Raw genomic sequence first — 20,578 nt, forward strand, 5'->3', positions numbered from 1 at the left:
TCCCATGTCCGAAGACACCATCTTCCACCGCATCCTGCGCCGCGAAATCCCCGCGGACATCGTGTACGAAGACGACGATGTCTTCGCCTTCCGCGACATCGCCCCGCAGGCGCCCGTGCACGTGCTGTTCGTGCCGAAGGCCAGCGTGCGCACGCTCGACGAGGCGAAGGCCGGGCACGCCGAACTGATCGGCAAGCTCGCGCTTGCCGCGGCGGACTACGCGCGCAAGGAAGGCTTCGCCGACGACGGCTATCGCGTGGTGATCAACTGCAACGACAACGGCGGGCAGACGGTGTTCCAGCTGCACCTGCATTTGCTGGCCGGCGCGCCGCTGGGACGCTTCGGTACGCCGCGCGCGTAAGCCGCGCGCTTACCAGTAGCCCCACCAGGGCCACGGCGCCGGATACGTCAGCACGTCCGGTTGGTAGTGCGGCCACAGGTACACCACGTCCGCCTCCACGTGCGGGAAGCGATAGTCGTAGCCGCCGATCTTCCGCGTGTCGTAACCGGAGATGTGGCCGGTGAAGGTGACTTCGCGGTTGGGTTCGAACACCGCCGGATCGTAGAAGCCCGCGCGGCAGGCGATGAAGCGCCCACCGGTATCGTCCGACGCCCAGTACGGACGCGCCGAGATGTCCAGGCGCGTGGCGATGACTTCGAAGCAGGTGCGGTTTTCGTGCGGTTCGGTCTGCACGATGCGGCCGCCCCAGCGCACGAGTTGGCCGGTGTAGTCGGCGCTGTTCGCATCGCGCGGGGTGATCGTGGCGAATTCGCCCTGCAGCGGCGTGGGTTGCGACGCGCAGGCGGCGAGCAGGGCGACTGCCAGGCCGGACAGGACTTTGACGACCTTCATGGCACGACTCCCGGGCGGATCAGGTTGGCGATAGTGCACACGATACGCCGCCGTGGCGATGTCATGGTCGATGGGCGGCCAGGTCGCGCAGCAGGGTGTCGAGCGGTTCATGGGATGCGCCGCCCCCGTAACGCCATCGGCTGAAACGCAGGCCGAGGGTCCGCAGCCTTGCGTCGCCCCCGGTGCGGGCGCGGTGCACCCGTTCGGTCCATTCCAGCGCAGGCTCGTGCGGCGCCCGGGCCAGGCCCAGCTTTTCGTAACGCTTGCCGAGCCGGCGCCAGGCGCGGAGCAGGGGGTCGCGTTCGCGCATGTCGCGGCTGAGCAGCCACACCGTCGCGGCCAGGCCGAGCAGGGCGACCAGCGCGAACAGCACCAGCAGGCGATCGGAGCCGAGCGATTCGATGCCGAAGGGGCGCAACAGGCGCGCCTGTCGCGTCGCATCGAAGCCCAGCACGAATTCGTTCCACCCGTTCAACATCCAGTCGCCGACGTTGTAGACGGGCGTGAGTCCCGCGAGCAGCGAACTGTTCGCCGCGGCCCGGTCCTCCAGTGTGTCGAACACGCGTTCGGGCGCGACCGCCGCGGTCGGATCCACGCGCGTCCAGCCGCGCGGCGGCAACCACACCTCGTTCCAGGCATGCGCATCGGAGCGGCGCACGATCCAGTAATCGCCGATCGGATTGAGGTCGGCGCCCGCATATCCGCCGACCACGCGCGTGGGAATGCCGGCCGCGCGCATCAGCACGGCGAAGGACGAACTGAACTGCTCGCAGTAGCCGCGCTTGTCGACGAACAGGAACTGGTCGACCGCATCGCGCCCTGCCACCGGCGTCTGCAGCGTGTAGCCGAAGTCGCGTTCGATCCAGGCGAGCGCGCGCCGCACGATCGCGGCATCGTCGGTGCCGGCTTCCTGCCGCCATTGGCGCGCCAGTGCGATCGCACGCGGGTTGAAGCCTTCGGGCAGGCGCAGGTTGCGCATGCGCGCGTAGGGCGAAAGCGTCGCATCGAACCCGTCGATCGTGCCTGATTGCATGCGCCAGCGCGTCACCGAGCTGAGCGGGCGCGCGGCGCGCAAGGCGCGGTCGGCGTCGAAGACCGCGCGGTCCGGCGCGAACAAAGGCATGTCGAGCGCGACGAGCTGGCGACGGTCGGTGGGTTCCATCGCGATCTCGTAATTCCACCGCTCGCCCGTCGCGCGCACCGGTGCGGGCGCGAAGGCCTCGACCGCGCGCGCACGCGACCACGTCCGCCCGTCGAAGTCGGTGAACACCGGTCCGCGGAAATACATCTGGTCGCGTCGCGGCGTGCGTCCGATGAAGTGCACCCGCGCGGCCGGCGTATCGTCGAGCAGCATGTCGCCCCAGCGTCCCGGCGACATGTTGTCGGCGAGCCCGGGACGGCCGATCGCGCGATCCGGCACGCCCCACAGGGGCGCGGCCAGGCGCGGGAACAACCAGAACGCCGCCATCGCGAGCGGCAAGCCGAGCACCAGCATGCGGCCCACGCTGGCCACGCGCTTCCACGGCGCCACCTCCGCGCGCGCTTCGCCCGATTCCAGGTCGGACAATCGCTGCAGCGCGATGAGCGTGAGCACGATGGCGAGCAGGCCGAGCAGCAGCGACACAGGCCCCTGGTCGAGCAGGAAGGTGGCGAACGGCGCGAACAACGCGAAGCCGAGCAGGCTGCGTGCGTCGCGCACGTTGTCGGTTTCCGCGGGCTTCACCGCGAGCATGGCGGCGAGCATCGCGCAGCCGGTGTCGCGCCCGAAATTGAATCCCATCGCGGCCACGACCGCTGCGGTCAGCGCGAGCGCGAGGATCACGCGCACCCAGCCGGCGAGCGGCCGCTGCCATGCACCGATGGCGATCGCAACGGCGGCAAGGGCGATTTCCGCCGCCAACGTCCGTGGCAACTGCAGCAACAACGGCAACAGGCACGCCGCTCCGGCAAGCAACACGAACACCCGCGAAGGCGGGTCGAGTTTCAGCGCCGTGCGCGGCTTGCGCTGCAAGCGCGACGAAGCAGCGACGACCGCGCTCACGCGCTGCCTCCGGGCATCAGTGCGAGCGCGCGCAGGCAGGCGTGGCGGTGCGCGGGCCCATGCCCCGGGCCGATCGGCGGATGGCCGGGCACGGCGAGGCGATAGCGCCGCGCATCGCGTTCGGCCTCGTCCACCCAGCGCGCGAGGCGGCGGATCCGCGCTTCATGCTCGAGCCCCTGCAATTGCCACCAGTCGAGCACGATGTCGGCCGATTGCGGGCGTTCGTATTCGCGCACGAGCAACTGGCCCAGGCGCGCAGTGGGCTTCCACGCGATCGTGCGCGCCGGATCGCCGCGACGGTATTTGCGCAGGTGGTGCACGTCGTCGCCGAGCGGATGCAGGCGCGCGGCCGCGGCTTCGCCTTCGCCGCCGGGCAGGGGCGGGCCGTCGGCTTCGGGCGCGGGATACACGAGCAAGGGTTGTTCTGGCCAGATCCACGACCACGCGCGCACCAGACCCAGCGGGCGCGTGGTCGACACGCGCAGGCGCGGGACGTCGAGCCAGCCGCGCCGCACGGTCGGCAATGCGATTTCGGCATCGCCGATGCCCTCGTCCAGCGACAGCATGCCTGTGCCCTCGGGGCAATCCACCCGCAATCCGCGGCGCGCGCGGCCTTGCTTGTCGGCGCGCACATGCACGCGCAACAGGATGGGCGTGCCGGCGGGCACCGGGTCGGCGCCGAGCGCGACGAAGCGCAGGCCGCTCAATTGCAGGTGCGCGCTGAGCAGGCTGGTCTGCGCCGCACCGGCGAGCAACAGCATCAGCAGCAGTGCAGGATTGTTGTTGTAGTTCAGCGCACCCAGGCCCATCGCCGCGAGCAGCATGGCGAAGAACAGGCCGAAGGGCGTGGGCAGCACGTAGATGCGGCCACGGTGGAGTTCGACGGGAAACGCTTCGGGTTCGCGCGGACGCGCGAAGCGCTCGATGCGTCGACGCAGCGCCTGCATCGCCTCTTGCATGGCGTCAGTCCACGGGCACCGCGTGCAGGATGGCGCGCGCCAGGTTCGCGCCTTCGCCCGCATCGGCGTCCCCGACCAGGCGATGCGCGCAGACCGCGTTGAACAAGGCCTGCACGTCTTCGGGCACCGCATGTTCGCGCCCGAGCAGCAACGCGTACGCACGCGCCGCGCGCAACAACGCAAGCCCCGCGCGCGGCGACAGGCCGACGCGCACGCCCGGGTGGCGCCGGCTGCGCGCGAGCAGCGCCTGCACGTAGGCGACGAGCGCATCGCCCGCATGCACGTTCGTCGCCGCCGTCCGCAACGCGAGCACGTCGCCGGAGCCGAGCAGCGGCTTCGCCTGCGCGATCATCGCGCGGCGATCCTGGCCGGCGAGCAGCGCGCGTTCGGCGTCTTCGTTCGGATAGCCGAGCGTGAGGCGCAACAGGAAGCGATCGAGTTGCGAGTCCGGCAAGGGATAGGTGCCCGCCAGGTCCACCGGGTTCTGCGTGGCGATGACGAAGAACGGATTCGGCAGCGCGTGCGTGGTGCCGTCGACGGTCACCTGGTGTTCCGCCATGGCTTCGAGCAACGCGCTCTGCGTGCGCGGCGGCGCGCGGTTGATCTCGTCGGCGAGCAGCACGTGCGCGAAGATCGGTCCGGGGTGGAATTCGAAACGTCGTGCCTGCGCGTCGAACACCGAGACGCCGAGAATGTCGGCCGGCAGCAGGTCGGAGGTGAACTGCACGCGTTGGAAGCCCAGGCCCAGCGTCGCGGCCATGGCGTGCGCCAGCGTGGTCTTGCCCAGGCCGGGTAGATCCTCGATCAGCAGGTGGCCGTCGGACAACAGGGCCACGAAGGCCAGGCGGACTTCCTGGGCCTTGCCCAGGACGAGGGTATTCACCTGCGCCTGCGCGTCCAGCAGGGCCTGGCGGAGCGCTTCGGGTAGCATCTTCGCGGCCGGGAGTGCGGACATGGCTTCCTGTCGGTCGGTATCGGCGTTGGCCATGGAGTGTACGAGGGCAGGAGTGCATGCGGAACGAACTCGACGAAAAGCGCGCGCGCAGCGTCTTCCTGGCGGCCTGGGCCGCGGTCCTGGTCGTGAAGGCGATCGTGGCCGTGCGCCTGCCCTTGTTCGTCGATGAAGCGTTCTATTGGCAGGAGGGCCGCCACCTCGCGCTCGCCTATTCGGACCTGCCCGGGCTGACGGCATGGCTCGCGCGGCTCGGGACCACGGTCGCCGGCACGAACCTGTTCGGCGTGCGCTGGCCCTTCCTCGTGCTCGGTGCGGTGCTGCCGTGGATGGTGGTGCGCATCACGCGCCTGGGCTTCAGCGAGGAGGCGGGCACGGATCGCACGCGCGCGGTGTTCGCCTGGCGTGCCGGCACGCTCGCCGTGTTGTTGCCGCTCGCCGCGACACTCGGCCTGCTCGCGGTGCCGGACGTGCCGATGGCCTTCGCTTCGCTGCTGTGCCTGCACGCCGGTGCGCGCTTGTTGCGTCGCGTGGATGCCGCCGGCGCGCTGCAACTCGGCGCAGGCCTGGCCATCGGTGCGCTGAGCCACTACCGCTTCGCTGCGGTGATCGGCACCGGTTTCATCGCGTTGATGCTGATGCCGGCGGGACGACGCGTGCTGATGGATGCGCGCACGTGGGTCGCGATCGTGATCGGCGCGCTCGCGTGGGTGCCCTTGCTGGTCTGGAACCTCGATCACGCCGATGCGGGCCTGCGCTTCCAGCTCGTCGACCGCCATCCGTGGTCCTTCCACCTCGATGGTGCGTGGTTCCTGGTCGTGCAGGCCGTGCTCGCCACGCCCTTGCTGTTCGCCGCGATGGCGCATGCGGCGGTGCGCGGGATGGATGGCCAGGGCACGCACCAGGCGCCGTTCGCGCGCTATTGCGCCCTGCTCGGTGCGTTGCTCGTGCTCGGCTTCGCCTTGCTCGCGTTCTTCGCCGACAACGAGCGGGTGAGTTTCCATTGGACGCTGCCGGGCCTGTTGGCCCTGTTGCCACTCGTGCCGGCGACGCTCGCGCAATGGCCGCGCCGTTGGCGACACGCGACCTGGGCGCTCGCCACCGCGGGCTTGGTGGCGACGCTCGGGTATTACGTCCTGGTCTCCAGCCCCGTCGCGCGTGCGCGCTTCGCCGCGGCGAAGTGGTATCCGTCGAATTTCGCAGGCTGGGATGCACTGGCCGACGCGGTGCGCGAGAAGCGCAAGGCGATGCCCGCGAACGCACGCATCGTCGCCGACAACTTCAAGGTGGGCGCCGAACTCGGCTTCGCGCTCGACGATCCCGGCATCACGGTGTTGCCGCATCCGCTCAACGAACGCCACGGGCGCGCGCCGCAACTGCAGGTGTGGTCGCTGCTCGCACGGGATGCGGGGGCGCTTCCACACGCGCCGCTGTTGCTCGTCGTGGGTGCATCGGAACTTCGCTATCGCGACCTGCTGCAGCATTACCACGCGCTGTGCGACCAGCTGGGCCCCTTGCCTGCGCCGCAGGTGGTGGGCATCGACCACGGGCGCCAGCGTTTCCTGCTGTTCGACCTGCCGGCCAAGCGCGTGCAGGGCGACTGCATCGCGCCTGCGATGGCCTACATCGACACACCGCGCTCCGGCGTGCGCGTGCCGCGCGATTTCGAAGTCGCGGGGTGGGCGTTCAAGGACGGCGTCGGGCTGGCGCGCGTGGAAGTCACGCTCGACGGCCAGGTGATCGGCGTGGCGGACTACGGACAGGCGGATCCGGGGATCAAGGCGTTCTGGCGCGTGTCGAACGATCCGCAGCATCCGTATGTCGCGTGGACCGCGCGCGTGCGCGCCGGCGCGGTGTCGCCGGGGCTGCACTGGCTGGGGCTGCGATTGACGGGCAACGACGGCAGCGTCGAGCAGTGGCCCGAGCAGCCCTTGCGTATCGTCGACTGACTACGGCAGCTGGAATCCCGCCGCGCGCAGCAAGCGCGCGGTGGCGATCATCGGCAGACCGATAAGTGCGGTGGGATCGTGCGTTTCGATCGCATCGAACAAGGCGATGCCGAGCGCTTCGGATTTGAAGCTGCCGGCGCAATCGAAGGGTTGTTCGGCGTCGACGTAGCGTTCGATCTCCGCGCGCGTGAGCGGACGGAAGCGCACGCGCGTGGCATCCAGCGCATCGTGCGCGACATCGCCGCGACGCACGCTCACCGCGGTGCGGAAGACGACGGCGCGATTGGACATCGATTCGAGCTGCGCGATCGCCGCGGCGCGATGGCCCGACTTGCCCAGCGGCGCCCCGTCCAGATCCGCGACCTGGTCGGAGCCGATGACCCACGCGTCCGGGAACTGTGCCGCGACCGCCGCGGCCTTGGCGCGCGCCAGGCGCAGGGCGAGGGTGGCCGGGGATTCGCCGGGCACCGGCGTTTCGTCGACCTCGGGCCGGGCGACGTCGAAGGGCAGGCGCAGGCGGCCGAGGAGCTCGCGCCGGTAGGGCGAGGTCGAAGCGAGGACTAGGCGAGACATCACAAACGCGCGCGTTCGATCTGCGCGAGCTGGGCTTCGATGCGCCCGCGGGCGGTGTCGATGGAGGCGCGGACCGTCCCCAGTTCCTCCACCGTGGCCTTGTCGCCGTGCTGCTGGAGCCACAGCCGCTGGCGGAGCATTTCGCGCAGGGCCTGGCGGACCGGGTCGTTGTCCTCGTCGCCGGCCACCGCTTCGATCTCGGCCCGGGCGGCGCGCAGGCGGGCTTCCAGGGCATCGGCGGCGTCCAGCAGCTCCTTCACCGCCCGGTAGCGCCGGGACTGCTTTCGATACATGAGGGCGAGGGCTGCCACGACCACCGCGGCGAGGACGAGCAATAAAGTGGTGGACACAGGGCGATCCGGATTCGAATGCTCGGCAGTCTGCCGTCGGATTCCCTGCCGGATCAAGCAGTTCGACCGAGGGCGGGTTTGACACGTCCGGGGCCGGCGCCTACCATTCCGCGGCTTATGTCCACGGATTCACCCGCAGACAGGGCTCCAAGGCACGGGGGACTCCCCGAGCAACTGGATGCCTGGCGCATGGTCGCTGCGCGACGCTCCTTCGAGGGCGCGCTGCCGCTGTCGACGATGCCGCGCCTGCGGGACAGCCTGGTGGACACCGAGGGCGAAGCCCGCGTCGAAGTCGATTTCGATACCGACGCGTTGCGGGTGCCCTACATCGAATTGCGGATCACCGCGAAGTTGCCGCTGGAATGCCAGCGCAGTTTGCAGCGGTTCGTTTATCCGGTGCGGATCGTGCAACGGCTCGGGCTCATCCGGGACGAGGCCGACGAAGAAGCATTGCCGGAAGGCTACGAGGCGCTGCTGGTCGGGGAACACGGCCTGCTGCACCCCGCGGAACTGGTGGAGGACGAACTGATCCTCGCCGTGCCCGTGGTTCCCGTGGCCCCCGGTACGGACGTGGTCGAGCAGGATTGGACCGCACCGGAAGAAGAAACGCAGCGCGCCAGCCCGTTCGCGGTGCTGGGGCAGTTGAAAGACAAACAGAAATAGGAAAGCCCGCCCGGGCGATCCGCTACACATCGGAGCAAGACCATGGCCGTTCAGAAGTCCCGTGTTTCCCCGTCCAAGCGCGGCATGCGCCGCTCGCACGACGCGCTGTCCGCCAAGCAGCTGTCGACCGACCCGACGACGGGCGAAATCCACATCCGCCACCACGTGACCGCCGACGGTTACTACCGTGGCAAGAAGGTCGTGGCCACGAAGACCCGCGTCATCGAAGAATGAGTGCCGCGCCCGGCGTCGCCGGGCCATGACGCCGCGGGCATCGTCCCGCGGCGTTTGCATTCCAATGGCCGTGCAAGCGGCCATCCTGCCAGGACAGGGGCATGACCCAGCAAGTGTTCGCTCGTATCGCCGGTACCGGTAGCTACCTCCCGGCGAAATGCCTCACCAACGATGACCTCGCGAAGTTCATCGATACGAGTGACGAGTGGATCGCCGCCCGCACCGGCATCCGCGAACGCCACGTCGCGGCCGAAGGCGAGACCACGGGCGACCTGGCCTACCACGCCTCGATGCGCGCGCTCGAAGCGGCAGGCGTCAAGCCTTCCGAACTCGATCTCATCGTCCTCGGCACCACCACGCCGGACCTGATCTTCCCGTCCACCGCGTGCCTGCTGCAGCACCGCCTCGGCGCGAACGGCTGTCCGGCCTTCGACGTCAACGCCGCGTGCTCGGGCTTCATCTACGCGCTGACGATCGCCGACAAGTTCATCCGCTCCGGCGCTGCGCGCACCGCGCTCGTCGTCGGTTCGGAAACGCTCACGCGCATGCTCGACTGGGAAGACCGCGCCACGTGCGTGCTCTTCGGTGACGGCGCCGGCGCCGTCGTGCTCAAGGCCGACACCGACACCGGCATCCTCAGCACCCACATGCACGCCGACGGCGGCAAGAAGGAACTGCTGTGGAACCCGGTCGGCGTGTCCGTCGGATTCAAGCCGGAAGAAAAGAACGCGGGCGTCCGCGTGCTGATGACCGGCAACGAAGTGTTCAAGCACGCCGTGAAGGCGCTGGATTCGGTCGTCGAAGAAGCGCTCGAAGCCAACGGCCTGGATCGCCACGACATCGATTGGCTGATCCCGCACCAGGCGAACCTGCGCATCATCGAAGCCACGGCCAAGCGCCTGGACATGCCGATGGAACGCGTGGTCGTCACCGTCGACAAGCACGGCAATACCTCGTCGGGTTCGGTGCCGCTGGCGCTGGATGAAGCCGTGCGCTCGGGCCGCGTGCAGCGCGGGCAACTGCTGCTGCTGGAAGCCTTCGGCGGCGGTTTCACCTGGGGCTCTGCGCTGTTGCGTTATTGACCGATCCGCGTATTCAACATACGCGGTCGTACAGACGAGTTCGAACCAACGCACTTATCATGCGCGGCTTCCTGAGCCGCCCCTCTTGAAAGGGTAGTCGCGTGATCGATCCCCAACTTGCTTTCGTCTTCCCCGGCCAGGGCTCGCAAGCGCTCGGCATGCTGGGCGATCTCGCGCAGCGCCATGCGCTCGTGCGTGCTGCATTCGACGAAGCTTCGCAGGGCGCGGGCGCCGATCTCTGGACGCTTTCGCAGGACGGCCCGGAAGAGCAGCTCAACAAGACCGAATTCACGCAGCCCGCGCTGCTCGCCGCCGGTGTCGCCGCGTGGCGCGCGTGGCAGGCCGAAGGCGGCGCGCAGCCAGCATTGCTCGCAGGCCACAGCCTCGGCGAATACGCCGCGCTCGTCGCCGCCGGTGCGCTCTCGCTGCACGACGGCGCGAAGCTCGTGCGCCTGCGTGGCCAGCTCATGCAGGATGCCGCACCCGCCGGCACCGGCGCGATGGCCGCCGTCCTCGGCGCCGAAGACGCACTCGTGCTGGAGGTCTGCACGCAGTCGTCGACGGGCAACGAGATCGTCGTGCCCGCCAACTTCAATTCCCCCGGACAGATCGTCATCGGTGGCCACGCCGCCGCCGTCGATCGCGCGCTCGCCACGCTCGCCGAACGCGGCGTGCGCAAGGCCGTGAAGCTCGCGGTGAGCGTGCCTTCGCACACGCCGTTGATGCGCGAAGCGGCCAATCGTTTGTCCGAAGCGATGAACGCGATGGCGTGGTCCGCGCCCGATCGCCCCGTCGTGCAGAACGTCGATGCCGAAGTGCACGACAGCGCGCAGTCGATCCGCGATGCGCTCGTGCGCCAGCTCTACCTGCCGGTGCAGTGGACCGCGTGCGTGCAGGCGCTGGCTTCGCGCGGCATCGTGCGCATCGCCGAATGCGGCCCGGGCAAGGTGCTGACCGGCCTGGTCAAGCGCATCGACAAGTCGATCGACGCACGTGCGATCGGCACCACCGCGGAGATGGAATCCGCGCGCACCGAATGGAGCAAGGCATGAGCGAGCAGACCCTGAAGGGCGAAATTGCGCTGGTCACCGGCGCGAGCCGCGGCATCGGCGCCGCCATCGCCGACGAACTCGCCGCCATGGGCGCGACCGTCATCGGCACCGCGACCACCGACAGCGGCGCGGCCGCGATCGGCGAACGCCTCGCCGGCAAGGGCGGACACGGCCGCATGCTCAACGTCACCGACGGCGCCGCGGTCGAAGCGCTGATCGATGCGATCGGCAAGGAATTCGGCGGCGTCTCCATCCTCGTCAACAATGCCGGCATCACGCGCGACAACCTGCTGATGCGCATGAAGGACGAAGACTGGCAGGCGATCCTCGACACCAACCTGTCGAGCGTCTACCGCACGTCCAAGGCCGTCATGCGCGGCATGATGAAGGCGCGCAAGGGCCGCATCATCAACATCGCGTCCGTCATCGGCGTCACCGGCAATGCGGGGCAGGCGAACTACGCCGCCGCCAAGGCCGGCATCATCGCCTTCAGCAAATCGCTGGCGAAGGAAATCGGCAGCCGCGGCATCACGGTGAACGTGGTGGCCCCGGGCTTCATCGCCACCGACATGACCGCCAGCCTGCCCGAGGACGCCAAGGCGGCCCTGGTGGGCCAGATCGCGCTGGGCCGCCTCGGCGAGCCGGCCGACATCGCCCGCGCGGTGGGCTTCCTGGCCGGACCGGCCGCCGCCTACATCACGGGTGAAACCCTGCACGTCAACGGCGGCATGTACATGCCGTGACGCCGGGGGCGACCCCACCCGTGGGGAGGGGGCGGGCCCTGACGCCGCGGCCCCCCGATTCCACTACACTATCCGCCTGAACAGACTCCCTGGAGGAGCAAGACACATGAGCAGCATCGAAGAACGCGTCAAGAAGATCGTCGTCGAACAACTCGGCGTCAAGGAAGACGAAGTGACCAACAGCGCTTCGTTCGTCGACGACCTGGGCGCCGACTCGCTCGACACCGTCGAACTGGTGATGGCCCTCGAAGAAGAGTTCGAGTGCGAAATCCCGGACGAAGAGGCCGAGAAGATCACCTCGGTGCAGCAGGCCATCGATTACATCAAGGCCCACGTCAAGGCTTGATTCCAGCCTTGCTGTGACCGACACGGGGCCGCGTTCGCGGCCCTGTGCGTTTGTGGATGAGCATGCGCCGCCGTAGGGCGTCGCGGGATTCGAAAGAGATAGGAGCAAGGCATGCGTCGTGTCGTCGTAACGGGGATGGGCGTGGTTTCGCCGCTGGGCAACGACCTGGCGAGCACCTGGGACGGGATCGTCAACGGCCGTTCGGGCATCGGTGCGGTCACGCACTTCGACGCCTCGGGCCTGACCACGCAGATCGCCGGCGAAGTGCGCGACTTCGACATCACCCGCTGGGTGGGTCCGAAGGACGCGAAGAAAATGGATGAGTTCATCCATTACGGCGTCGCCGCCTCGATGATGGCGCTCGAAGACTCGGGCATCACCATCGACGACTCCAATGCAGAACGCATCGGCGCCCTCATCGGCTCCGGCATCGGTGGCCTGCGCGGCATCGAGGAACAGACCATCAAGGCGCACGAAGGCGGCCCGCGCAAGATCTCACCGTTCTACGTGCCCAGCACCATCATCAACATGCTGCCCGGCCAGGTGTCGCTGCTCACCGGCGCCAAGGGCCCCAATTTCTCCGCCGTGTCCGCCTGCGCCACGTCGAACCATTCGATCGGCATGGCCATGCGCATGATCCAGCACGGCGACGCCGACGTGATGATCGCCGGTGGTGGCGAACGCGGTTCCACGCCCACCTCGATGGGCGGCTTCTGCTCGATGAAGGCGATGTCCACCCGCAACGACGACCCGACGCGCGCCTCGCGCCCGTGGGACGCCGCGCGCGACGGCTTCGTGCTCGGCGACGGCGCCGGCATCCTGATCCTCGAGGAATACGAACGCGCGAAGGCGCGCGGTGCGCGCATCTACTGCGAGCTCGCCGGCTTCGGCGCCAGCTCCGACGCCTTCCACATGACCGCGCCGAGCGAAGACGGCGACGGCCCCGCGCGCTGCATGGCGGCTGCGTTCAAGGACGCGAAGATCAACGCCGACCAGGTCGAATACCTCAACGCGCACGGCACCTCCACGCCGCTGGGCGACGTCGCCGAAACGCTGGCGATCAAGCGCGCGCTGGGCGACCACGCGTATCGCACGATGGTCAGCTCCACCAAGTCGATGACCGGCCACCTGCTCGGCGCCGCGGGTGGCGTGGAAGCGGTGTTCTCGGTGATGGCGCTGCACGCGAACATCATTCCGCCGACGATCAACCTCGAACAACCGGGCGAAGGCTGCGATCTCGACTACGTGCCCAACGTGGCGCGCGAGAAGAAGATCGACATCGCCGTGTCGAATGGCTTCGGCTTCGGCGGCACGAACGGCACGCTGGTCTTCCGCCGTATCTGACGACGAAGGCAGGGCTGGCGTGCTCGTCACCCGTTCGCTCGATCCGTCCCTCGACCTGCTGGCCCTGCACCGGCAGGCGCCGGCGCGTTATCCCGTGCTGCTGGAATCCAGCGCGCACGGGACGGCGCAGGGCCGCTGGGACATGTTGTTCGCCGCGGGCGGTGGGTCGTTGCGACTCGATCGCGATGGCGTGGTGCGCGATGAAAGCGGTGCGGTCGTCGACGGCACGTTCTTCGAAGCGCTCGATCGCGCATGGCAACGCGAACGCGTGCCGCGCGACGAACCACGCTGGCCCTTCCGCGGCGGTTGGGTCGCCTTCCTCGGCTACGAACTCGCGGGCGAAGTCGAACCCATCCTGGAACTCCCGCACGCCGACGGCGCGATGCCCGTGGCGTATGCGATGCGCAGTCCTGCCGCCGTGTTGCGCGACCATGCGACGGGCGAATGCTTCGTCGTCGCGGAGAGCGCGCATCGCGAATGGATCGACACGATCTTCCGGGATGCGATCGACGCCGCCGTGTTGCCGCCGCTGCCGGAATGGCGCGCACCGGCTTCGCTCGAAGAAGACGCACCGCAACGCTTCACCGACGGTGTCGAACGCGTGCTCGGCCATCTCGCTGCAGGCGATGTGTTCCAGGTGAATCTCTCGCGCGGTTGGCGCGCGACGTTCGACGCGCCGCTCCCGCCCACCGCGCTGCACGCGCGTTTACGCGAAGCCAACCCCGCACCCTTCGCAGGCCTCTTCGCGGGCGAGGGCTGGGCCGTCGTGAGCTCCTCGCCCGAACGCCTCGTCTCCGTGCGGGGCGACGCGGTGGAAACGCGCCCGATCGCCGGCACGCGCCCGCGCAGCCCCGGCGACGATGAAGCCGCGCGCATCCGCGAACTCGTCGGCCATCCGAAGGAACGCGCCGAGCACGTCATGCTCATCGACCTGGAACGCAACGACCTTGGTCGCGTGTGCACGCCGGGCAGCGTCGAAGTCGATGAATTGATGACCGTGGAAAGCTACGCGCACGTGCACCACATCGTGAGCAACGTGCGCGGCCGCCTGTTGCCCGATGCGACGCCCGGCGACGTGCTGCGCGCCGTGTTCCCCGGCGGCACGATCACCGGCTGCCCGAAGGTGCGCTGCATGCAGATCATCGCGGCGCTCGAAGGGCAAGGGCGCGGCGCGTACACCGGCGCGTTCGGTTGGTTGAACCGCGACGGCGACATGGACTTCAACATCCTCATCCGCAGTGCATCGCTCGAAGGCGAAACGCTGCGCTTCCGCACCGGCGCGGGCATCGTGATCGACTCGCTGCCGCAACGCGAACTCGACGAAACGCGGGCGAAGGCGCGCGGAATGCTGCGCGGGCTCGGGGTCGCAGGATGACCGAGCGCCTGTTCGCCGGCGACACGCGCATCGATGCGCTGCCGGGCGATGCGCGCGGTTTCGCGTACGGCGATGGCGTGTTCGAAACGATGCGCGTGCATCGCGGCGTCACGCCGTGGTGGGCGGCGCATCGCGCGCGGCTGGCGATGGGGACGCAGCGGCTGGGCATTCCGATGCCGGATGCCAACGTGCTCGAACGCGAAATGCGCTCGCTGTGCGACGACGGCGGCGATGGCGTGCTCAAGCTGATCGTCTCGCGCGGTGGCGGCGGTCGCGGTTACGCGCCGATGCGCGATGCCGCGCCGCTGTGGCGCCTCTCGCGCCATCCGCTTCCCGCGTCGCCGCGCGCGGAGGGGCTCGCGCTGCGCTGGTGCGACACGCGGCTCTCGGTGCAACCGGCGCTCGCCGGCCTCAAGCATTGCAATCGCCTGGAACAGATCCTGGCCCGCGCCGAGTGGGACGATCCCGCGATCGACGACGGCCTGCAGTGCAGCACCGAGGGGGAGGTCGTCAGCGCGACCTCCGCCAACCTCTTCCTCCTGCACGGCAATACCTGGACCACCCCGCGCATCGATCGCTGCGGCGTCGCCGGTGTGTGCCGCGCGTGGCTCCTGTCGCAAATCACCGCGACCGAGACGCGCGTCGCGCCCGCCGATGTCGAAAGCGCCGACGCCGTCCTCTTGTGCAATGCCGTGCGCGGTATCCTGCCGGTCGGCCGGTTGGGGGCGCGCACGTGGGCGCCACATCCGGCCATCGCCGATCTGCGCGTCCGCCTCGGGCGCGCGCATCCGGCTTTCGACCAGGACCCGACAGGACAGGCATGACACGCAGTCGACACGGCCGGCGCCGCGCCGGAGGAATCTCGAAACTGTTCCTTCTGGTGGTGCTCGCCGCGCTCGTCGCGGGCGGCTTCTGGGTGTGGCAGCGCTACACCGGGTTCGCGAACACCGGAATGTCGGGCATCACCCCGGGCGAGACGCTGGTGGTGGAGCGGGGCGATTCGCTCTCGAGCGTCGTCGGCAAGCTTCGCAAGGCGGGCGTGTCGGTCGGCCATCGCCTCGAATGGCAGGCGCTGGCGCGCGAACTCGGCGCGGCCAACCGCATCCAGGCGGGCGAATACGCCCTGGAGCCCGGCATGAGCCCGCACGACCTGCTCGTCGCGCTGCGCGATGGCCGCGTGCTCAATCGCCGCTTCACCATCGTCGAAGGCTGGAACATCCGCGAACTGCGCGCCGCCCTCGCCCGCAACCAGGATCTGCTGCACGAAACCGACAAGCTCGATGACGCCGCCCTGATGGTGAAGGTCGGTCATGCCGGCCAACACCCGGAAGGCCGCTTCCTGCCGGAGACCTACCTGTACGTCCGCGGCGACAGCGACCTGGACATCCTCCAGCGCGCGCACGTCGCCATGCAGCACGCGCTCGACAAGGCCTGGAACGACCGCGCCGTGCCCTCCGTCCTGCGCACGCCGGACGAAGCGCTGGTGCTGGCGTCCATCGTCGAAAAGGAAACCGGCGTGGCGGACGAACGCCCGCAGATCGCCGGCGTGTTCACGCGCCGCCTGAAGATCGGCATGCGCCTGCAGACCGATCCCACCGTGATCTACGGCATGGGCAGCGCGTATGCGGGCAACATCCGCCGCGCGGACCTGCTCGCCGACACGCCCTACAACACCTACACCCGCACCGGCCTGCCGCCGACCCCGATTGCGATGCCGGGCCTGGAAGCCCTGCGGGCCGTGATGCGGCCGGCCGATGGCGAAGCCCTGTTCTTCGTGGCCGTCGGCGACGGCAGCGGGCGTCATGTCTTTACGCGTACGCTGGCCGAGCACCAGGCCGCCGTGCAGGCCTACCTCAAGCGCTACCGCGAACAACAGCAGAAGGCGCAATGACGTCACTGTCCACGCAACCGCATTTCATCACGCTGGAAGGCGGCGAAGGCGCCGGCAAGACGACGGTGCTCAATGCCTTGCGCGATGCGCTGCAGCGCAACGGCCTGGAGGTGGTGACCACGCGCGAGCCCGGTGGCACGCCGCTGGCCGAACAGATCCGTGGGCTGCTGCTGGATCCGAGCCATGAGCCGCCGTCGCCGGAAACCGAACTGCTGCTGATGTTCGCCGCCCGCGCGCAGCACGTGCGCGAAACGATCCTGCCCGCGCTGCAACGCGGCGCGTGGGTGCTGTGCGATCGCTTCACCGACTCCAGCTACGCCTACCAAGGCGGCGGTCGTCGACTCGATATCGCCTTCATCGCCGAACTCGAACGTCGCGTGGTCGGCATCCGTCCGGGCCTCACGCTGCTGCTCGACGTCGGCGTGCACAAGGGACGCGAACGCGCGCGCGGACGCGACACCTCGCCCGATCGCATCGAACGCGAGCGCGACGAATTCTTCGAACAGGTGCGCGCCGCCTATCTCGCGCGCGCGCAGGCCGAGCCCGATCGCATGCGCGTCGTGGATGCGTCCGCGTCGGCGGAAGAGGTCGCTGCGCGCGCGGTCGCGCTGTTGCAGCAATACCTGCGGAGCGTCGCGTGACCACGCTCGCGCCGCTCGCCCCGTGGCAGGCGCGCGCGTACGCGCACCTGGTCTCCATCCATGAAGCCGGGCGGCTCGGGCATGGCGTGCTGTTCGCCGGCCCCGCGGGCCTGGGCAAGCGCGCCGTCGCGCAACGCCTGGCGCAGCGCATCCTGTGCCGCGAACCCGCGGGTGCCGAGCCGTGCGGCCATTGCAGGAGCTGCCAGCTCTTCGCCGCGGGCACGCATGCGGATTTCGAACTCGTCTCCTTCATCCCGACCAAGGATGGCGCGCGGATGCGCACCGAGATCGTGATCGAACAGATCCGCGAACTCGGCGAACGCCTCGCGCTCACGCCGCAATATGGCGGCGCGCAGGTCGCGGTGCTCGATCCGGCCGATGCGATCAACCACCACGCCGCCAATGCCTTGCTGAAGACGCTGGAAGAACCGCATCCGGGGCGCTTCCTGTGGTTGGTCTCGGCGCATCCGGCGCGCTTGTCCGCGACGATCCGCAGCCGTTGCCAGCGCGTCGAGTTCCGCCTGCCTCCACGCGAGGAAGCGCTCGCATGGTTGATCGCGCAGGGCCACAAGCCCGCGGCCGCCGAAGAAGCATTGGACGCCGCGCGCGGTCACCCGGGTCTTGCAGACCAATGGCTGCAGGGCGAGGGCCTCGCGTTGCGTCGCCAGGTGGCGGCCGACCTGGACAAACTCGAACGCGGCACCGCCGGCGCGCTCGCCACCGCGCAGGCGTGGGTGGCCGATGAATACGCGGAACTGCGTCTTCGTCATGCAGCGGACCTCGCATTGGAGCGGGCCGCCGGCTTGACCGACGCGGGGCGAACCCGCAGTCTGGCCGCGTGGTTCGACGCCGCGAACCGTACGCGTGATCTGCTTCGCACCACGGTGCGCGCCGATCTTGCGGTCACCGAACTGTTGTTGGCGTGGCGCGGCGATGCGCCCGTCGCGAGGGGGGGCAGGGCATGACGGCAGCAGTGGCAGGCGCAGGTGGCGCTCGGCAGGGCATCCTGTCGCTCGCGATCAAGGACAAGGCGGCGCTGTACAACGCGTACATGCCGTACCTGAAAACCGGCGGCATCTTCGTGCCGACGCCCAAGCGCTATTTCCTCGGCGACGAGGTCTTCCTGCTGCTCACCCTGCTCGAAGAAAAAGACCGCCTGCCCGTCGCGGGCAAGGTGGTGTGGGTCACGCCGCCGGGCGCGCAGGGCAATCGCGCCGCGGGCATCGGCGTGCAGTTCGCCGACAGCACGGAAGGCGAGGCGGTGCGCCACAAGATCGAGACGATCCTCGCCGGCACGCTGACGGCCGACAAGCCCACGCACACGATGTAATCCGCGCTGCGCGCTCAGCGCAGCGCTGGCGAGTCCCAGCCGGGTCGCGGCGCGAACCGATCCCCATGCGTGGCCTGCAGCGCCTTCAGGCGCTCGATGATGTTGTCCGCGCCCACCGCACGGATATGCGCGATCGGGCCGCCGCGGAAAGGCGCGAATCCCGTGCCGAAGATCACGCCCGCATCGAGCAGGTCGGCATCGGCGACCACGCCGTCGTGCAGCGCCGCCACCGATTCGTTGAGCAAGGGCAGGATCAGGCGATCTTCCAGGTCATCGGGCGCCTTGTAGTCCTTCGGCAATTCCGGCTTGCGCGGCCTGCCTTCTTCCCAGGTGTAGAAGCCCTGGCCATCCTTCTTCCCGCGCTTGCCCGACTCGAGCTTGTTCGCCAAACCCTGCGGAATCGGCAAGCCGAGGAAGGGCGCCAATTCGCGTCCCACGCTTGCCGCGACATCCAGGCCCACGGTGTCGACCAGTTCGATCGGGCCCATCGGCATGCCGAACTTCACCGCGGCCTTGTCGATCGCCGGGCCGGGAATGCCTTCGGCGAATGCGGCCATCGCTTCGAGCATGTAGGGGAACAGCACGCGATTGACCAGGAAGCCCGGCGAACCGGCGACCGGCACGGGCAGCTTGTCGATTGCGCGGCAGAACGCGGCGAGGCGACGCTGCGTCTCTTCCGCCATGGCATCGTGGTGGATGATTTCCACCAGCGGCATCAGCGCGACGGGATTGAAGTAATGCAGGCCCGCGAACTGCGCCGGACGCGCAATGTGGCTGTCCAGTTCCGTCAGCGGAATCGACGAGGTGTTGGTGGTGAGCAGCGCGTCGGGCTTGAGGCGCGGTTCGATGTCCGCATACAGCGCACGCTTGGCTTCCGGGTTTTCGATGATCGCTTCGATCACCAGGTCCGCGTTCGCCACGCCTTCGCCGGCGAGGTCGCCGCGCAGGCGCGCCGCGACGGCCGGGCGCTTCGCGTCATCCTTCACGCGCTTGGCGAACAGGTCGTGCGCACGGGCCAGGCCCGCATCGATGAAGCGTTGTTCGCGATCGGCGAGCGTGACCTCGAACCCCTTGTAGGCCGACCACGCCGCGATGTCGCCGCCCATCACGCCGGCACCGACGACATGCACGCGCGCGATGCCATGGTCCTTGCCGCCGATGCCCTTCAGGCGTTCCTGCAGGAAGTACACGCGAATGAGATTGCGCGCCGTCGGCGTGGAGGCGAGCTTCACCACCGACTTGCGTTCGGCCGACAGCAAGGACTGGATGTCGCCGCTGCTGCGTCGCCACGTTTCGATCATCGCGTAAGGCGCAGGATAGTGTTCGCGGCGCGCCTTGCGCGCGACTTGCTTGGCCAGCATCGGCGCGAGCAGTTGTCGCGCCGGCCAAGTGTTGGTGAGCCAGGCGAGCGCGCGCTGCTTGAACGGACGCGTGGTGCCGCGTCGCGCGAGTTCGATCGCCGCATCGGTGAGCAGCGCGGGTTCGACGACCTTGTCGACCAGCCCCATCGCCTTCGCCGCCTTCGCCGACAGCGTGCGGCCGGTCAGCATCACGTCGAAGGCCGCCGGTGCGCCGACCAGGCGCGGCAGGCGCACGCTGCCACCCCAGCCCGGATAGATGCCGAGCTTCACTTCCGGCAGGCCGATGCGGGTGGAGGGATCGTTGGACGCCACGCGATAGCGGCAGGCGAGCGAGATCTCGGTGCCGCCGCCCATGCAATGGCCGTGGATCGCAGCGACCGTGGGGCAGCGCAGTTCCGCCAGCCGCTGGAAGGTCTGCTGGCCGCGGCGGATCGCGTCGGCCACCGTGCCTTTCTCGTCGAAGGCCTGGAATTCCTTGATGTCCGCGCCGGCGATGAACCCCGCCGGCTTGGCCGAGCGGATGACCAGGCCCTTGGGCGGGTCGAGCGACAGCCGCTCCAGGATGGCGTCGAGCTCGAACAGCACCTCCTGCGAGAGCGTATTCACGCCGGCGCCGGCGCGGTCGAAGCTGAGCACCACGATGCCGTCGGCGGCAGTTTCGGCGCGCCAGTTCGAAAAGCGCAGACCGTCGAGACCAGCAAGCATGGCCACCATCCGTGAGGGAGCATTCTGGGGAGTATGGAGCGGGTCTATGATCCCGGCGGTATTTGATCGGCGTCAATGCCGTCCCCATTCAAGTCCCGTGTATCCCTGACACCCCATTCTTGCCCGGTGCATCG

Annotated in this window: 22 protein-coding genes; 15 read left to right on the forward strand and 7 right to left on the reverse strand. The window is 69.0% G+C overall.

What is annotated here, in order from left to right:
* Nucleotides 1-4 precede the first annotated feature (4 nt).
* Nucleotides 5-361 carry a histidine triad nucleotide-binding protein gene (locus LVB87_RS09215; RefSeq protein WP_232897681.1) on the forward strand — a complete coding sequence of 119 codons (357 nt, stop codon included), beginning with the start codon at nucleotides 5-7 and terminating at the stop codon, nucleotides 359-361.
* 9 nt (nucleotides 362-370) lie between these two features.
* Here LVB87_RS09215 and LVB87_RS09220 read toward each other — a convergent pair whose 3' ends face one another.
* The 4 genes from LVB87_RS09220 to LVB87_RS09235 form a co-directional block, all read right to left on the reverse strand.
* Nucleotides 371-853 carry a Slp family lipoprotein gene (locus LVB87_RS09220; RefSeq protein ID WP_232897682.1) on the reverse strand — a complete coding sequence of 161 codons (483 nt, stop codon included), beginning with the start codon at nucleotides 851-853 and terminating at the stop codon, nucleotides 371-373.
* A 61-nt stretch (nucleotides 854-914) separates the two neighbouring features.
* Nucleotides 915-2,894 carry a DUF3488 and transglutaminase-like domain-containing protein gene (locus tag LVB87_RS09225; protein ID WP_232897683.1) on the reverse strand — a complete coding sequence of 660 codons (1,980 nt, stop codon included), beginning with the start codon at nucleotides 2,892-2,894 and terminating at the stop codon, nucleotides 915-917.
* Nucleotides 2,891-3,853 carry a DUF58 domain-containing protein gene (locus tag LVB87_RS09230; RefSeq protein WP_232897684.1) on the reverse strand — a complete coding sequence of 321 codons (963 nt, stop codon included), beginning with the start codon at nucleotides 3,851-3,853 and terminating at the stop codon, nucleotides 2,891-2,893. The genes LVB87_RS09225 and LVB87_RS09230 overlap by 4 nt, the downstream gene beginning before the upstream one ends.
* Nucleotides 3,854-3,857: 4 nt before the next feature.
* A complete protein-coding gene (locus tag LVB87_RS09235; protein WP_232897685.1) occupies nucleotides 3,858-4,808 on the reverse strand; it encodes an AAA family ATPase in 951 nt (316 codons plus the stop codon).
* 56 nt (nucleotides 4,809-4,864) lie between these two features.
* Between LVB87_RS09235 and LVB87_RS09240 the strand changes: the two genes are divergently transcribed.
* A complete protein-coding gene (locus LVB87_RS09240; protein ID WP_232897686.1) occupies nucleotides 4,865-6,754 on the forward strand; it encodes a glycosyltransferase family 39 protein in 1,890 nt (629 codons plus the stop codon).
* On the opposite strand, the gene LVB87_RS09245 is transcribed toward LVB87_RS09240, so the two are convergent.
* A complete protein-coding gene (locus LVB87_RS09245) occupies nucleotides 6,755-7,330 on the reverse strand; it encodes a Maf family nucleotide pyrophosphatase (RefSeq protein WP_232897687.1) in 576 nt (191 codons plus the stop codon).
* Nucleotides 7,327-7,677, reverse strand: a complete 351-nt coding sequence (locus tag LVB87_RS09250; protein WP_232897688.1) for a hypothetical protein — start codon at nucleotides 7,675-7,677, stop codon at nucleotides 7,327-7,329. The genes LVB87_RS09245 and LVB87_RS09250 overlap by 4 nt, the downstream gene beginning before the upstream one ends.
* 117 nt (nucleotides 7,678-7,794) lie before the next feature.
* Here LVB87_RS09250 and LVB87_RS09255 point away from each other — a divergent pair, with 117 nt between their 5' ends.
* From LVB87_RS09255 to LVB87_RS09315, 13 genes are all read left to right on the forward strand, one after another.
* Nucleotides 7,795-8,340 (forward strand): YceD family protein, encoded by a 546-nt coding sequence (locus LVB87_RS09255; protein ID WP_232897689.1) that lies wholly within the window; start codon nucleotides 7,795-7,797, stop codon nucleotides 8,338-8,340.
* Nucleotides 8,341-8,382: 42 nt separating this feature from the next.
* Nucleotides 8,383-8,574 (forward strand): 50S ribosomal protein L32, encoded by a 192-nt coding sequence (gene rpmF, locus LVB87_RS09260; protein ID WP_232897690.1) that lies wholly within the window; start codon nucleotides 8,383-8,385, stop codon nucleotides 8,572-8,574.
* Nucleotides 8,575-8,675: 101 nt separating this feature from the next.
* Nucleotides 8,676-9,656 carry a beta-ketoacyl-ACP synthase III gene (locus tag LVB87_RS09265; RefSeq protein WP_232897691.1) on the forward strand — a complete coding sequence of 327 codons (981 nt, stop codon included), beginning with the start codon at nucleotides 8,676-8,678 and terminating at the stop codon, nucleotides 9,654-9,656.
* Nucleotides 9,657-9,757: 101 nt separating this feature from the next.
* Nucleotides 9,758-10,708 carry an ACP S-malonyltransferase gene (fabD, locus tag LVB87_RS09270; protein ID WP_232897692.1) on the forward strand — a complete coding sequence of 317 codons (951 nt, stop codon included), beginning with the start codon at nucleotides 9,758-9,760 and terminating at the stop codon, nucleotides 10,706-10,708.
* Nucleotides 10,705-11,451 carry a 3-oxoacyl-ACP reductase FabG gene (fabG, locus tag LVB87_RS09275; RefSeq protein WP_232897693.1) on the forward strand — a complete coding sequence of 249 codons (747 nt, stop codon included), beginning with the start codon at nucleotides 10,705-10,707 and terminating at the stop codon, nucleotides 11,449-11,451. The genes fabD and fabG overlap by 4 nt, the downstream gene beginning before the upstream one ends.
* Nucleotides 11,452-11,557: 106 nt before the next feature.
* Nucleotides 11,558-11,797: an acyl carrier protein gene (acpP, locus tag LVB87_RS09280; RefSeq protein ID WP_232897694.1), complete on the forward strand. Its 240-nt coding sequence runs from the start codon at nucleotides 11,558-11,560 to the stop codon at nucleotides 11,795-11,797.
* A 111-nt stretch (nucleotides 11,798-11,908) separates the two neighbouring features.
* Nucleotides 11,909-13,141 (forward strand): beta-ketoacyl-ACP synthase II, encoded by a 1,233-nt coding sequence (fabF, locus tag LVB87_RS09285; protein ID WP_232897695.1) that lies wholly within the window; start codon nucleotides 11,909-11,911, stop codon nucleotides 13,139-13,141.
* A gap of 19 nt (nucleotides 13,142-13,160) precedes the next feature.
* Nucleotides 13,161-14,516 (forward strand): aminodeoxychorismate synthase component I, encoded by a 1,356-nt coding sequence (locus LVB87_RS09290; RefSeq protein ID WP_232897696.1) that lies wholly within the window; start codon nucleotides 13,161-13,163, stop codon nucleotides 14,514-14,516.
* Nucleotides 14,513-15,340 carry an aminodeoxychorismate lyase gene (gene pabC / locus LVB87_RS09295; protein ID WP_232897697.1) on the forward strand — a complete coding sequence of 276 codons (828 nt, stop codon included), beginning with the start codon at nucleotides 14,513-14,515 and terminating at the stop codon, nucleotides 15,338-15,340. Before LVB87_RS09290 ends, pabC begins: the two co-directional genes overlap by 4 nt.
* Entirely contained in the window at nucleotides 15,337-16,407 is a 1,071-nt protein-coding gene (gene mltG, locus LVB87_RS09300; protein ID WP_232897698.1) for an endolytic transglycosylase MltG, read from the forward strand. The genes pabC and mltG overlap by 4 nt, the downstream gene beginning before the upstream one ends.
* The gene (gene tmk / locus LVB87_RS09305; protein ID WP_232897699.1) at nucleotides 16,404-17,048 is read left to right on the forward strand and encodes a dTMP kinase; all 645 of its coding nucleotides are present in this window, start codon (nucleotides 16,404-16,406) and stop codon (nucleotides 17,046-17,048) included. The genes mltG and tmk overlap by 4 nt, the downstream gene beginning before the upstream one ends.
* On the forward strand, nucleotides 17,045-18,013 hold the full coding sequence (locus LVB87_RS09310; RefSeq protein WP_232897700.1) for a DNA polymerase III subunit delta': 969 nt from the start codon (nucleotides 17,045-17,047) through the stop codon (nucleotides 18,011-18,013). Before tmk ends, LVB87_RS09310 begins: the two co-directional genes overlap by 4 nt.
* Nucleotides 18,010-18,378 (forward strand): PilZ domain-containing protein, encoded by a 369-nt coding sequence (locus tag LVB87_RS09315; protein ID WP_232897701.1) that lies wholly within the window; start codon nucleotides 18,010-18,012, stop codon nucleotides 18,376-18,378. Before LVB87_RS09310 ends, LVB87_RS09315 begins: the two co-directional genes overlap by 4 nt.
* 14 nt (nucleotides 18,379-18,392) lie before the next feature.
* Here the strand turns inward: LVB87_RS09315 and LVB87_RS09320 are convergent, their stop codons facing one another.
* A complete protein-coding gene (locus tag LVB87_RS09320; RefSeq protein ID WP_232897702.1) occupies nucleotides 18,393-20,444 on the reverse strand; it encodes a 3-hydroxyacyl-CoA dehydrogenase NAD-binding domain-containing protein in 2,052 nt (683 codons plus the stop codon).
* Nucleotides 20,445-20,578: the final 134 nt, after the last annotated feature.

It is taken from the genome of Lysobacter sp. KIS68-7, from assembly GCF_021284745.1.
In the GTDB taxonomy this organism is placed as follows: Bacteria; Pseudomonadota; Gammaproteobacteria; order Xanthomonadales; family Xanthomonadaceae; genus Noviluteimonas.

Excerpts from the sequence above, each read along its gene's own strand:
- LVB87_RS09215 (WP_232897681.1), top strand. The coding sequence starts at position 5 with ATGTCCGAAGACACCATCTTCCACCGCATCCTGCGCCGCGAAATCCCC.
- LVB87_RS09220 (WP_232897682.1), bottom strand. The coding sequence starts at position 853 with ATGAAGGTCGTCAAAGTCCTGTCCGGCCTGGCAGTCGCCCTGCTCGCC.
- LVB87_RS09230 (WP_232897684.1), bottom strand. The coding sequence starts at position 3,853 with ATGCAAGAGGCGATGCAGGCGCTGCGTCGACGCATCGAGCGCTTCGCG.
- LVB87_RS09235 (WP_232897685.1), bottom strand. The coding sequence starts at position 4,808 with ATGTCCGCACTCCCGGCCGCGAAGATGCTACCCGAAGCGCTCCGCCAG.
- LVB87_RS09240 (WP_232897686.1), top strand. The coding sequence starts at position 4,865 with ATGCGGAACGAACTCGACGAAAAGCGCGCGCGCAGCGTCTTCCTGGCG.
- LVB87_RS09255 (WP_232897689.1), top strand. The coding sequence starts at position 7,795 with ATGTCCACGGATTCACCCGCAGACAGGGCTCCAAGGCACGGGGGACTC.
- rpmF (WP_232897690.1), top strand. The coding sequence starts at position 8,383 with ATGGCCGTTCAGAAGTCCCGTGTTTCCCCGTCCAAGCGCGGCATGCGC.
- LVB87_RS09265 (WP_232897691.1), top strand. The coding sequence starts at position 8,676 with ATGACCCAGCAAGTGTTCGCTCGTATCGCCGGTACCGGTAGCTACCTC.
- fabG (WP_232897693.1), top strand. The coding sequence starts at position 10,705 with ATGAGCGAGCAGACCCTGAAGGGCGAAATTGCGCTGGTCACCGGCGCG.
- acpP (WP_232897694.1), top strand. The coding sequence starts at position 11,558 with ATGAGCAGCATCGAAGAACGCGTCAAGAAGATCGTCGTCGAACAACTC.
- fabF (WP_232897695.1), top strand. The coding sequence starts at position 11,909 with ATGCGTCGTGTCGTCGTAACGGGGATGGGCGTGGTTTCGCCGCTGGGC.
- pabC (WP_232897697.1), top strand. The coding sequence starts at position 14,513 with ATGACCGAGCGCCTGTTCGCCGGCGACACGCGCATCGATGCGCTGCCG.
- mltG (WP_232897698.1), top strand. The coding sequence starts at position 15,337 with ATGACACGCAGTCGACACGGCCGGCGCCGCGCCGGAGGAATCTCGAAA.
- tmk (WP_232897699.1), top strand. The coding sequence starts at position 16,404 with ATGACGTCACTGTCCACGCAACCGCATTTCATCACGCTGGAAGGCGGC.
- LVB87_RS09315 (WP_232897701.1), top strand. The coding sequence starts at position 18,010 with ATGACGGCAGCAGTGGCAGGCGCAGGTGGCGCTCGGCAGGGCATCCTG.
- LVB87_RS09320 (WP_232897702.1), bottom strand. The coding sequence starts at position 20,444 with ATGCTTGCTGGTCTCGACGGTCTGCGCTTTTCGAACTGGCGCGCCGAA.